The 11844-nt window shown below is 64.1% G+C and carries 12 protein-coding genes; 6 read left to right on the plus strand and 6 right to left on the minus strand.

Features of this window, described 5'->3' with window-relative positions; all coding sequences use genetic code 11:
• Together ACDELDRAFT_RS13960 and ACDELDRAFT_RS13965 are read right to left on the minus strand one after the other, a co-directional pair.
• Nucleotides 1–451, minus strand: a 451-nt coding sequence (locus ACDELDRAFT_RS13960; RefSeq protein WP_005797808.1) for an ExbD/TolR family protein, incomplete at its 3' end; no start/stop codon positions are given.
• Nucleotides 452–574: 123 nt separating this feature from the next.
• Nucleotides 575–1216, minus strand: coding sequence for a MotA/TolQ/ExbB proton channel family protein (locus ACDELDRAFT_RS13965; protein WP_005797810.1), 642 nt, complete (start codon nt 1214–1216; stop codon nt 575–577).
• A 351-nt stretch (nt 1217–1567) separates the two neighbouring features.
• Here ACDELDRAFT_RS13965 and xseA point away from each other — a divergent pair, with 351 nt between their 5' ends.
• Together xseA and ACDELDRAFT_RS13975 are read left to right on the plus strand one after the other, a co-directional pair.
• A complete protein-coding gene (gene xseA / locus ACDELDRAFT_RS13970) occupies nt 1568–2893 on the plus strand; it encodes an exodeoxyribonuclease VII large subunit (protein ID WP_005797812.1) in 1326 nt (441 codons plus the stop codon).
• Between the two features lie 177 nt (nt 2894–3070).
• Entirely contained in the window at nt 3071–3652 is a 582-nt protein-coding gene (locus ACDELDRAFT_RS13975) for a superoxide dismutase (protein ID WP_005797814.1), read from the plus strand.
• Between the two features lie 139 nt (nt 3653–3791).
• Here ACDELDRAFT_RS13975 and ACDELDRAFT_RS13980 read toward each other — a convergent pair whose 3' ends face one another.
• Together ACDELDRAFT_RS13980 and ACDELDRAFT_RS13985 are read right to left on the minus strand one after the other, a co-directional pair.
• Entirely contained in the window at nt 3792–4289 is a 498-nt protein-coding gene (locus tag ACDELDRAFT_RS13980) for a DUF192 domain-containing protein (RefSeq protein WP_005797816.1), read from the minus strand.
• Nucleotides 4290–4402: 113 nt separating this feature from the next.
• A complete protein-coding gene (locus ACDELDRAFT_RS13985; RefSeq protein ID WP_005797818.1) occupies nt 4403–4633 on the minus strand; it encodes a hypothetical protein in 231 nt (76 codons plus the stop codon).
• Nucleotides 4634–4919: 286 nt separating this feature from the next.
• On the opposite strand from ACDELDRAFT_RS13985, the gene ACDELDRAFT_RS13990 reads away from it, so the two are divergent.
• Together ACDELDRAFT_RS13990 and icd are read left to right on the plus strand one after the other, a co-directional pair.
• Nucleotides 4920–7157, plus strand: coding sequence for an NADP-dependent isocitrate dehydrogenase (locus tag ACDELDRAFT_RS13990; protein ID WP_005797820.1), 2238 nt, complete (start codon nt 4920–4922; stop codon nt 7155–7157).
• A 292-nt stretch (nt 7158–7449) separates the two neighbouring features.
• On the plus strand, nt 7450–8709 hold the full coding sequence (gene icd / locus ACDELDRAFT_RS13995) for an NADP-dependent isocitrate dehydrogenase (protein ID WP_005797822.1): 1260 nt from the start codon (nt 7450–7452) through the stop codon (nt 8707–8709).
• Nucleotides 8710–9039: 330 nt separating this feature from the next.
• Here the strand turns inward: icd and ACDELDRAFT_RS14000 are convergent, their stop codons facing one another.
• A complete protein-coding gene (locus ACDELDRAFT_RS14000; protein ID WP_005797823.1) occupies nt 9040–9378 on the minus strand; it encodes a YggL family protein in 339 nt (112 codons plus the stop codon).
• Nucleotides 9379–9475: 97 nt separating this feature from the next.
• The gene (gene trpB, locus ACDELDRAFT_RS14005) at nt 9476–10684 is read right to left on the minus strand and encodes a tryptophan synthase subunit beta (protein WP_005797825.1); all 1209 of its coding nucleotides are present in this window, start codon (nt 10682–10684) and stop codon (nt 9476–9478) included.
• Nucleotides 10685–10898: 214 nt separating this feature from the next.
• On the opposite strand from trpB, the gene ACDELDRAFT_RS14010 reads away from it, so the two are divergent.
• Nucleotides 10899–11291, plus strand: coding sequence for a hypothetical protein (locus tag ACDELDRAFT_RS14010; protein WP_005797828.1), 393 nt, complete (start codon nt 10899–10901; stop codon nt 11289–11291).
• Between the two features lie 149 nt (nt 11292–11440).
• Complete coding sequence (locus ACDELDRAFT_RS14015) at nt 11441–11743, plus strand: monooxygenase (protein ID WP_005797830.1); 303 nt, start codon at nt 11441–11443, stop codon at nt 11741–11743.
• The last annotated feature ends 101 nt before the right edge of the window (nt 11744–11844 follow it).

Raw genomic sequence — 11844 nt, forward strand, 5'->3', positions numbered from 1 at the left:
CGGCAGCCATGGGGTTCAGCGGGCCGTTGGCCGTGCGGGCGGCGGAGGACTGCGTGGCGAACGTGATCTGGGTGAGGCCCACGCGCCGGGCGGCTTCCATCACGGTGACGACCGACTGGTGCGGAGCGGTGGCGTCCGCGCTGATGATGACCACGCTGTCGCGGCCGGCGCTGGCGGCGTCGCCGAGCGCGCGGGCCACCGCGTCCACGCCCTTGCCGTCCACGGCCGACTTGTTGACCGCGTAGCGGCCGTCGGCGGCCACGGCCACGATCACTTCCTTGGGATGGTCGCGCTGCTGCTCGGTGTCGGCCACCGGCAGCGTGAGCTGCAGTTCGGTGAACTTGCTGTAGGTGGTGGTCAGCATCATGAAAATGAGGATCACCAGCAGCACGTCAATGAACGGGATCAGGTTGATCTCCGGCTCATCCTTCTGGCGGGGGCGGAAATTCATTGGCGGTGTCTTTCAGGCAAGAGACGTGGGAAGGCCGCTGGCGGGTGGACGGTCCTGGCGAAGGGGGCGGGGTGGGCCAGGTGGGCGCGCTTTCCCGCCACCCTGGGGCCCGGCCTGGGCAGGTTACTTGCGTACGCGCAAGATGTGGCGCACGAATTGCTCCGAAGCCAGCTCCAGCGTGAGCAGGTAGGCGTCGACGCGGCTGCGGAAATAGCGCCAGAAGATCAGGGCCGGAATCGCCACCATCAGCCCGAAGGCGGTGTTGTACAGCGCAATCGAAATGCCGTGTGCCAGCTGCGCGGGGTTGCCGCCGCCCATGGCCTGGCTCGCGCCGCCCGTGCCCACCTGCGAGCCAAAGATCTCGATCATGCCGATCACCGTGCCCAGCAGGCCCAGCAATGGCGCCGCCGAGGCTATGGTGGCCAGGGCATTGAGGTATTTTTCGAGCCGGTGGGCCACGGTGCGGCCCGTGCCTTCCATGGTGGCGCGCAGGTCGGCTTCGGTGCACTGGGGGTTGTTGTTGACGGCCCGCAGGCCGCTGGCCAGCACCTCGCCCAGTGCCGAGTTCTGCGCCAGCTGGTTCACCACGTCGGGCGTGGGCACGGCTTTGGCCGACACGGTGATGGCTTCATCCAGCAGCTGGGGAGGGGCGACCCGCGCGGTTTTAAGGGCCAGAAAGCGCTCGAAAATCAGCGCCAGCGCCAGGACTGAACAGGCGATCAGCGGCCAGATGGGCCAGCCTGCGGCTTGTATGATGGACAGCAATTCTCTCTCCGCACGGGTGAAGGCAATTGCCGATTATGGCCCAGCTTGTCAGCGGTTCTTTGACACAGAAAGTTACGCAAAGGGCCTCGGCGAAGCCCTTTTTTTCACCCACAAAATCTGTGGATAACTTTGTGGGCAAGTGGCGTGCAGGGCCTCGCAAAGCGGCGCCACGCCGTGCGTTGAACAGATTGCTGAAAAATTGAACAGTGAAAAATCCTTATAAATCAACGGCTTGCACGATGGCGCGTGTTTTCCGGCGGTTGGGTGGTGGTTGGTCAGAAGTGCTTGCCGCCCCGGCTGCGCTGTGGAGTAGTGGGCTTTCACGCGTCCTGCCAAGGCCGGTCCTGCCTCATGCTTGAGCACCCGACCCCTGCAACCACGCCGCGCGTCTGGGAAGTTGGCGCGCTGTGCCGCGCCATTGCTGATGCGCTGGAGGCGCGGTTCAATCCCGTGGCCGTTCGCGGCGAGATCACGGGCTTTTCACGCGCGTCCAGCGGGCATTGCTACTTCTCGGTGAAGGACGCCAACGGCCAGCTGCGCTGTGCCATGTTCCGCCGCGCCGCCAGCCTGCTTGATTTTTCTCCGCGCGATGGCGAACTGGTGGAACTGCGCGGGCGTATCGGCGTGTACGAAGCCCGGGGTGATCTGCAGTTCATCGTCGAGAGCATGCAGCGCGCGGGGCAGGGCGCGCTGTTCGAGCAGTTCCTGCGGCTGAAGGCCCAGCTCGAAGCCGAAGGCCTTTTTGACGCAGCGCGCAAGCGGCCGCTGCCGTTGCAGCCCCGGGGCATTGGCCTGGTCACATCGCCGGGGGCTGCGGCGCTGCACGACGTGGTGACGGCGCTGCGCCGGCGGGTGCCCCATATTCCGGTGGTGCTGGTGCCGGCGCTGGTGCAGGGGGCTGCCGCCCCGCAATCCATTGTTGCGGCGCTATCAAAACTGTATCAGATGGCGCAGGCAGGGCTTGCGCATGGGGCTGATCTGGCTTCCAACCCGGCCATCGACGTGATCCTGCTGGTGCGCGGTGGTGGCGCCATGGAAGACCTCTGGGCCTTCAATGACGAGCAAGTGGCGCGCACTGTGGTGCAAAGCCCGGTGCCGCTGGTGTGCGGCGTGGGCCACGAGACCGATTTCACCATTGCCGATTTCTGTGCCGACCTGCGCGCGCCCACTCCCACGGCGGCGGCTGAGCTGGTGGCCCAGCCGCGGGAGGTGTGGCTGGGTGCGCTGGGGCTTCTGGCAGGTCGCCTGGCCGACGGCTTGCAGCGGCAGATCGACGCCCGCTGCCAGCGTCTGGACCAGGCTGCCGCCCGGCTGGGCCGCCCCTCGGGCATCGTGGCGCGGCAGCAGATGCAACTGGCGCGTCTGGCCCAGCGCATGCGCCATGGAGTGCTATTGAAAATGCAGCAGCTTGCGCACACCCAGCAAGCGCTAGAAGGCGATTTACCTGCAAAGGTGCAACGGCGGCTGGCGCTCCATGCCGAGCGGCTGGAGCGCGCGGCGCTGCGGCTGGAACTGCTCGACCCCCGCCTTGTGTTGCAGCGCGGCTATGCGCTGCTGGCGGATACCGACGGCCAGGTAGTCACCAGCGTGCGCCAGGCGCGCCCGGGTGCCGCCTTGCGTGCCACGCTGGCCGACGGCGTGGTGGACGTCACCGTAGTGCCGCCGCGCCTGCTGTAAGGCGCGCCGCTGCTGTAGGACAACTGCGCCTTTGCGGTGCCCTGGCGGGTGTTCTCGGGCCCCGCGCAGCACAGGTCGGTCGATCTTCCTACAATGGCTGTTTGACCCATGCCCGGCCGCATTGCTGCACCTGCATTGCCAACGGCGCCGCAGAATTTCAAACCACGAGGAACCACCATGGAACATACCCTTCCCCCGCTGCCCTACGCGATCGACGCCCTGGCTCCGCACTACAGCCAGGAAACGCTGGAGTACCACCACGGCAAGCACCACAACGCCTATGTGGTGAACCTCAACAACCTGCAAAAGGGCACCGAGTTTGAATCCATGGCGCTCGAAGAGATCGTCAAGAAGTCGAGCGGCGGCATCTACAACAACGCTGCCCAGATCTGGAACCACACGTTCTTCTGGAATTGCATGGCGCCCCAGGGCGGCGGTGAGCCCACGGGCGCGCTGGCCGCGGCCATCAATGCCAAGTTCGGCTCTTATGCTGCCTTCAAGGAAGCCTTCGTGAAGTCGGCCGTGGGCAACTTCGGTTCGGGCTGGACCTGGCTGGTGAAGAAGGCCGACGGCAGCGTGGACATCGTCAACACTGGCGCCGCCGGCACGCCGCTCACCACCGCCGACAAAGCGCTGCTGACAGTGGACGTGTGGGAGCATGCCTACTACATCGACTACCGCAACCAGCGCCCCAAGTTCGTCGAGACCTTCCTCGACAAGCTGGTGAACTGGAAGTTTGCCGAAGCCAACTTCGCCTGAAGTCGGCGCATCGGGGCGGCGATACGGCCCCAAAATGACAAACGGCCCTCACGGGCCGTTTGTCATTTTGGGCATTCCTGGCGCAGAGCGCTTGCTGCGTGGGTCCCGAGCGCTATTGTAAAAAGAGCAAAGAGCCCCCTCAATGGCGCGAGAAAGGGGCTCCACTGAGCTTGAAGCCGGCCTTGATGCCCTTCTTGCCGAACCATCCCTGGTTCATCTCCAGCACATAGCGCACCGGTTTCGCAGAGCAGTGCGACTCGGTGGTCTGTGGCTTCATGTCGGCCAGGTTGACGATGGTGCCGTCGTCGGCCACGAAAGCGGCCGTCAGCGGCAGCAGGGTGTTCTTCATCCAGAAGCACTGCACGCTGGGTTGCTCGAAGACAAACAGCATGCCTTCCTGTGCAGGCATGTCCGGGCGAAACATCAGGCCTGTCTGGCGCTCTTGCGCCGACTGGGCCACCTGGGCGTCGATGCGGTGCATTCCGGCGGACAACTCGACGCGCTGCAGCGTCAATTGCGGGGCGTTCTGCGCGGTGGCAGGGGTGGCCGCCAGGGCGAACGCGGCGCCCAGCAACACGGCGAGCGCGCGCGTGGCCGAAGCTGGAAGGCGGCGGGGGGCAGGGAGGGTGGTGCTCATGGAGGACTTTCAACAAAGGTCGGTCTGCGGGGCGGCCAACAAAAACGCCCGCATGTGCGGGCGATTTTGCTGCAATCAGGGCCGCCGGAGTGGGGCGGCGGACCAGGCCAGTCTCAGAGCGCCTTCTTGGCGTGCTTCTTGGCTTTCTTAGCCGACTTCTTGTGGGTGGACTTGGCAGGAGCCTTGGCCGCCTTGGGGGCCGAAGCCGGGGCCGCCATCGGAGCAGCGGCGGGGGCTGCCATGGGGGCGGGTGCAGGTGCGGGGGCCGGTGCGGCGGCGGGGGCTTGGGCGAAAGCACCTGCAGCGAACAGACCAGCCATCAGGACAGCGAGGAGTTTTTTCATATATGCCATTTCCTTGACGAGGTGTCGGGGTTGAGGGCCGCGCGAACTGCCGCGAGGCTCCACCTGCAACGATAACAGTTCGGGGGCCGTTGACAGCCAAAGTGGCGGGGGCGGCCTCAGATCAAAAAAAGAGCCAATTTATGGTTTTCAATTTCGCATGGTGGCATTTGACTGGCAAAAAGCAGGGTTTCGCCCCATGCGAGAAAGCACAATGGCGTGGTCCGATCACTGCTACCGGCTGCGGCCCAGCCGGAAGTTCTTTTTCAGCCATTTCCTGAAGTAAGCGATGAGTACCCAGCAACCCACCATCATCTACACCCTGACCGACGAGGCGCCTCGCCTGGCCACTGCTTCCTTTCTGCCGATCATCCGCACGTTTGCCGCGCCGGCCGGCATCAACGTGACCGAAAGCGACATCTCGGTGGCGGCCCGCGTGCTGGGTGAGTTTCCCGAATTCCTGCGGGACGACCAGAAGGTGCCCAATACGTTGGCTGAACTGGGCAAGAAAACCCTGCAGGCCGATGCCAACATCATCAAGCTGCCCAACATCAGCGCTTCGGTGGGCCAGCTGATCACCTGCATCAAGGAACTGCAAAGCAAGGGCTACGCGGTGCCCGACTACCCCGAAGACCCCAAGACCGAAGAAGAAAAGGCGATTCGCGCCCGCTACGCCAAGTGCATCGGTAGCGCCGTGAACCCCGTGCTGCGTGAAGGCAACTCGGACCGCCGTGCGCCCAAGGCCGTGAAGGAATACGCGCGCAAGAACCCCCACAGCATGGCCGAGTGGAGCCAGGCCTCGCGCTCGCACGTGTCGCACATGCATGCTGGCGACTTCTACCATGGCGAAAAATCCATCACCCTCGACCGCGCCCGCGACGTGAAGATGGAGCTCATCACCAAGAGTGGCAAGACCGTGGTGCTCAAGCCCAAGGTGTCGCTGCTGGACCGCGAAATCATCGACAGCATGTTCATGAGCAAGAAGGCCTTGCTTGAGTTCTACGAACGCGAAATCGAAGACGCACGCAAGACCGGCGTGATGTTCTCGCTGCACGTCAAGGCCACGATGATGAAGGTGTCGCACCCCATCGTGTTCGGCCACTGCGTCAAGATCTTCTACAAGGATGCGTTCGAGAAGCACGCCAAGCTGTTTGAAGAACTGGGCGTGAACGTGAACAACGGCATGGCCAACCTGTACGACAAGATCTCGACCCTGCCGCAATCCAAGCAGGACGAGATCAAGCGCGACCTGCACGCCTGCCACGAGCACCGTCCCGAGCTGGCCATGGTGGACTCGGCCAAGGGCATCACCAACTTCCACTCGCCCAACGACGTGATCGTGGATGCCTCCATGCCCGCCATGATCCGCAACGGCGGCAAGATGTGGGGCGCCGACGGCCGCCTGAAGGACGTGAAGGCCGTGATGCCCGAGTCGACCTTCGCCCGCATCTACCAGGAGATCATCAACTTCTGCAAGTGGCACGGCGCCTTCGACCCCAAGACCATGGGCACGGTGCCCAACGTCGGCCTGATGGCCCAGCAGGCCGAGGAATACGGCTCGCACGACAAGACGTTTGAGATCCCCGAAGACGGCGTGGCCAACATCACCGACCTGGCCACCGGCGAAGTGCTGCTGAGCCAGAACGTGGAAGCCGGCGACATCTGGCGCATGTGCCAGGTCAAGGACGCCGCCATCCGCGACTGGGTCAAGCTGGCCGTGAACCGCGCCCGCAACTCGGGCATGCCCGTGGTGTTCTGGCTCGACTCGTACCGCCCGCACGAGGCGCAGCTGATCACCAAGGTCAAGATGTACCTGCACGAGCATGACACCACCGGCCTCGACATCCAGATCATGAGCCAGGTGCGCGCGATGCGCTACACGCTCGAGCGCGTGATCCGCGGCCAGGACACCATCAGCGCCACCGGCAACATCCTGCGCGACTACCTGACTGACCTGTTCCCCATCATGGAACTGGGCACCTCGGCCAAGATGCTGTCCATCGTGCCTTTGATGGCCGGCGGCGGCATGTACGAAACGGGTGCGGGCGGCTCGGCCCCCAAGCACGTGCAGCAGCTGGTGGAAGAAAACCATCTGCGTTGGGATTCGCTGGGCGAGTTCCTGGCGCTGGCCGTGTCGCTGGAAGACCTCGGCCTCAAGACCGGCAATGCCAAGGCCAAGGTGCTGTCCAAGACGCTGGACGCCGCCACCGGCAAGCTGCTGGACAACAACAAGAACCCGTCGCCCAAGACCGGCCAGCTCGACAACCGCGGCAGCCAGTTCTACCTGGCCTTGTTCTGGGCGCAGGAACTGGCCGCGCAGACCGACGACGCTGAACTGGCCAAGCTGTTCGCGCCCCTGGCCCAGAAGCTTGCGGCCAACGAGCAGAAGATCGTGGACGAACTCAACGCCGTGCAGGGCAAGCCGGCCGACATCGGCGGCTACTACCTGCCCGACCTGGCCAAGCTCGACGCCGTGATGCGGCCCAGCCAGACCTTCAACGGAACGCTGGCCACCCTGGGGGCCTGACCACGCATTGGCGGACCCGTCCTCGGGGCCGCCTTTCGTTCCGACAAACCGCGCTGCGGGCCCAAGGCCCCCGGCGCGGTTTTTTTGCGCCCAGGCAAACCTGCACACCCCGCGCCGCTGAGTAGCGCGTGGAGGTGGGCGGGGCCCTCGGGGCAACCGTGTCGCGCAAGTCCCTGCCGGGGGGCGGATCAAGAGGCTCGACCTCGGTGGGAGCCGGTAAACTTCATGCGTTTTACGGATTTGTTCAAACCCGCTGCAGTGCATTGAAAACATCCCACCGGAGACTCCGCCCATGACCAGCTACCAGCACATCCAGGTGCCCCCCCAGGGCCAGAAAATCACCGTCAACGCCGACATGTCCCTCAATGTGCCGGACCAGCCCATCATCCCCTTCATCGAGGGCGATGGCACGGGCGCTGACATCACCCCCGTGATGCTCAAGGTGGTGGATGCCGCCGTGGCCAAGGCCTATGGCGGCAAGCGCAAGATCCACTGGATGGAGGTCTATGCCGGTGAAAAATCCACCAAGGTGTACGGCCCCGATGTCTGGCTGCCCGAAGAAACCCTGCACGCCGTCAAGGATTACGTGGTTTCCATCAAGGGGCCTCTGACCACGCCCGTGGGCGGTGGCATCCGCTCGCTGAACGTGGCCTTGCGCCAGGAACTCGACCTCTACGTGTGCCTGCGCCCCATCCAGTATTTCGATGGCGTGCCTTCGCCGGTGAAAGAGCCGCAGAAGACCAACATGGTCATCTTCCGCGAGAACTCGGAAGACATCTATGCGGGCATCGAATTTGAAGCCGAGTCCGACAAGGCCAAGAAGCTCATCAAGATCCTGCAGGAGGAGTTCGGCGTCAAGAAGATCCGCTTCCCTGCCACTTCGGGCATCGGCATCAAGCCCGTCTCGCGCGAAGGCACCGAGCGCCTGGTGCGCAAGGCCATCCAGTACGCCATCGACAACGACAAGCCCAGCGTGACCATCGTGCACAAGGGCAACATCATGAAGTTCACCGAAGGCGGCTTCCGTGACTGGGCCTATGGCCTGGCGGCCAAGGAATTTGGCGCCGAACTGATCGACGGCGGCCCCTGGATGAAGTTCAAGAACCCCAAGACGGGCAAGGACATCATCATCAAGGACAGCATTGCCGACGCGTTCCTGCAGCAAATCTTGCTGCGCCCCGCCGAATACTCGGTCATCGCCACGCTGAACCTGAACGGCGACTACGTGTCCGACGCGCTGGCGGCGCAGGTGGGTGGCATCGGTATCGCCCCTGGTGCCAACCTGTCCGACACCATCGCCATGTTCGAGGCCACGCATGGCACGGCGCCCAAGTACGCCGGCAAGGACTACGTGAACCCCGGCTCCGAAATCCTCTCGGCCGAAATGATGCTGCGCCACATGGGCTGGGTGGAAGCCGCCGACCTCATCATCAGTTCGATGAAGAAATCGATCGCCAGCAAGAACGTCACCTATGACTTCGCCCGCCTGATGGATGGCGCCAAGCAGGTGAGCTGCTCGGGTTTCGGCCAGGTCATGATCGACCACATGTGAAGCGGTGCGCCAGCATGCGCTGGCGCCGCCCCCAGAAAAAGCCCCGGTGCTGTTTTTCAGCCCGGGGCTTTTTTGTGCGGGTGCCCTGCGGTGGTTTTACACCCTGCACAAGGAAGGGTTACGGGGGCTGTAACGCGGTCCGCGCGGAGATTGCCTTGGCGCAGCGCCTGCGGCGCGTGGTGCAGCGCGCCTTGTCCAGCCACGCGATGGTGGGGGCCGCCTGAATCACCATCCCGGCACCCGGCCGCTGCGCGTGGGCATGGCCGTTCGACATCTTCCAAGCGGCGCCGCTCGCGCGAAGGGAGTGGCGCCGCGCCACACGCAGAGCGTTCAGTTCTCGACGTACCAGGCGTCCTTCAAGGCACTGACGGTGGCCTCTGCGACTTCCGGCTGGGCCGCAAGCCAGGCCTGGGTGGCCTGGCGATCGCCCTCGGTGGCGGAGCCGCGCAGGTAGGCCGTCACAAAACCCTCGCGCACCCAGCCCGATGCTGCCAGGTTGCGGGGCACGATCAACTCTCTCAGAAAGCGGTCCATCAGTGCCTCTTCCTGTTCGGGCGTCAGGGCCTGCTTCACCTTCAGTTCGTACTCGAAGCCGAGTTCCTGGAATTCGCCCACGCGCATTTTCTTGCGAAGGCGGCGGCTGCGTTGCTTGTTGGATGGCAGTGACATGGTGAATGGGGATGAAAGGTGGATGGGAAGTCGGACCCAGGATTGTCGCCCGGAAGGCACCCAGGCCTCGCACACGCGCGGGGCCTGGGCCGTAGCTTCAAATGCCCAGCACCTTGGCCACGTAATCCGCGTCCTTGTCGCCGCGGCCCGAGAGGTTCACGAGGATGTGGGTGTCCTTGCTCAGGGTGGGGGCCACGCGCATGGCCCAGGCCACGGCATGGGCGCTTTCCAGCGCGGGAATGATGCCCTCCACGCGCGAGAGCTGCATGAACGCATCCAGGCATTCCTTGTCGGTGACCGACTCGTACTGCACACGGCCGATGTCCTTGAGGTAGCTGTGCTGCGGGCCCACGCCAGGGTAGTCCAGGCCCGAGGCAATGCTGTGCACCGCGGCAGGCACGCCGGGGGCGTCTTCCAGCACATAGCACTTCATGCCGTGGATTTCGCCGGGCTTGCCCATGCTCAGCGTGGCCGCATGGCGGCCGGGCTTGTCGGTGCCTTCGCCCGAAGGCTCCACGCCCACCAGCTTCACGCTGGCGTCATTCAGAAAGGCAGTGAACATGCCCATGGCATTGCTGCCACCGCCCACGCAGGCGGCCACGTAGTCAGGCAGCTTGCCGTGCTTGGCCTGGAACTGCTCGCGCGCCTCGCGGCCAATGATGCTCTGGAAGTCGCGCACCATCATCGGGAAGGGATGCGGGCCCACCACCGAGCCGATGGCGTAGAGGTAGTCGGTGGGGTTGGTCAGGTACTCCTCAAAGGCGCTGTCCACCGCTTCCTTCAGCGTGGCGGCACCGCGCGTCACCGGCACCAGCTTGCAGCCCAGGATGCGCATCTTGGTGACGTTGGGGTGCTCCTTCTCGATGTCCACCTGGCCCATGTGGATCTCGCACGGAATGCCCACCAGCGCGCAGGCCGTGGCCAGCGCCACGCCGTGCTGGCCCGCGCCCGTTTCGGCAATCACCTTTTTCTTGCCCATGAACTTGGCCAGCAGCGCCTCGCCCAGGCAGTGGTTGATCTTGTGCGCGCCGGTGTGGTTCAAGTCCTCACGCTTGAGGTGGATCTGCGCGCCGCCCAGCAGGCCGGACAGCCGCTTGGCGTGAAAAATGGGGCTGGGACGGCCCACATAGTCGGTAAACAGCTGCGCCAGTTCGTCCTGAAAATCCTGCCGCTGCGTGATTTCGGCATAGGCGGCATTGATGTCGTCCATGGCCTGCTTGAGGTGCGGCGGCACCAACTGGCCGCCGTAGGGGCCGAAGAAGCCAGCGGTGTCGGGCATGGGGGCGAAGTCGGTAGAAGCTGTCATCGCAGTCGGAGGAAGAGGGTGGTTGAAAGAACTTCAGTTTTGATAGCTGCCCGCGCTTTTCTGGCGAGCGCTACAAGCCATTTTCATGCTGAACCATTGCGGCGCCCTTACGGGTTGCCAGCGGCAGCACGGGCCAATATACGCCCATGCCACGCCCCGCGGTTCGATACATGCCCCAGTTGCGCCGCCACACCGCGCCGCCACAGAATCGACCATGCACCTGCAACCCTACGAAAGCGTGAACGGCGTGCCCTTCACCGCCACGCGCGGCGACGTCACCCGCGCCCACGGCCAGCCGCGCAGCGAATCGCGCAACACCGTGGGCCTGACCGCGCTGGACTATGGCAATGTGGTTTACCGCTTTCAAGACAGCGGCCGGCTGGAAGAGGTGACGGCCCGCGCCGAGGTGCTGCACCTGGGCGCCGTGGCCGTGCCGTTCCGCGACCTGGCAGTGTTTGTCCAGTTGAACGACAGCACGGCGTTTGGCCGCGCCGGGTTTCTGGTCAGCCCGCGTTACGGCATCGCGTTCGTGCCCGACGAGCCCTGCTGGGTGACGGCGCTGGCACGGCATTGCGTGGGGGAGTGGGAGGCCATCAGGCCCTCTTAGGATGGGCACCGGCCGTGCCGTGCATTGGAATCTGTTTGCAGAGGACCGCGGGCTGCGCTGGGCAAAATTCAACACAACCGTGCCCTACGTATTCTGGGGAGATACGCTGTGCATCAGCACCCCGATTTCTCGCATCAACGGAGTTTTGTATGAGCTGCATTCTTCAAGTCGATTTCCCTTACACCGGCCCCTGGGGGCCAGAAATGACCGCCGCCATGGACGGCCTTGCCCGGTCCATCGCCGATGAGCCCGGCTTGGTCTGGAAAATATGGACAGAAAACCGGCAAGCCAACGAGGCCGGCGGTATCTATTGCTTCAAGGACGCCCAGAGCGCACAGGCTTATTTGACGATGCACACCGCACGGCTGAAGAGTTTTGGAATCCCCCAGGTGAACGGGAAGATTTTTGAGGTGAACGAGTCCTTGTCCAAGATCGGCCGCGCGCCGGTGTGAAAACCACATTGGCCTTGAGTCAAACGTTGGTTGAGGCTGCTTGCGGCCAGGAGCGGTCTGTGGCGGCAGATGAGCGCGGACGCTCAACGTTTGACATGATG

The organism is Acidovorax delafieldii 2AN (genome assembly GCF_000175235.1).
Classification (GTDB): Bacteria; Pseudomonadota; Gammaproteobacteria; order Burkholderiales; family Burkholderiaceae_C; genus Acidovorax; species Acidovorax delafieldii_B.

Coding starts and splice junctions, on each gene's coding strand:
- xseA (WP_005797812.1), top strand. CDS start 1,568: ATGCTTGAGCACCCGACCCCTGCAACCACGCCGCGCGTCTGGGAAGTT.
- ACDELDRAFT_RS13975 (WP_005797814.1), top strand. CDS start 3,071: ATGGAACATACCCTTCCCCCGCTGCCCTACGCGATCGACGCCCTGGCT.
- ACDELDRAFT_RS13980 (WP_005797816.1), bottom strand. CDS start 4,289: ATGAGCACCACCCTCCCTGCCCCCCGCCGCCTTCCAGCTTCGGCCACG.
- ACDELDRAFT_RS13985 (WP_005797818.1), bottom strand. CDS start 4,633: ATGAAAAAACTCCTCGCTGTCCTGATGGCTGGTCTGTTCGCTGCAGGT.
- ACDELDRAFT_RS13990 (WP_005797820.1), top strand. CDS start 4,920: ATGAGTACCCAGCAACCCACCATCATCTACACCCTGACCGACGAGGCG.
- icd (WP_005797822.1), top strand. CDS start 7,450: ATGACCAGCTACCAGCACATCCAGGTGCCCCCCCAGGGCCAGAAAATC.
- ACDELDRAFT_RS14000 (WP_005797823.1), bottom strand. CDS start 9,378: ATGTCACTGCCATCCAACAAGCAACGCAGCCGCCGCCTTCGCAAGAAA.
- trpB (WP_005797825.1), bottom strand. CDS start 10,684: ATGACAGCTTCTACCGACTTCGCCCCCATGCCCGACACCGCTGGCTTC.
- ACDELDRAFT_RS14010 (WP_005797828.1), top strand. CDS start 10,899: ATGCACCTGCAACCCTACGAAAGCGTGAACGGCGTGCCCTTCACCGCC.
- ACDELDRAFT_RS14015 (WP_005797830.1), top strand. CDS start 11,441: ATGAGCTGCATTCTTCAAGTCGATTTCCCTTACACCGGCCCCTGGGGG.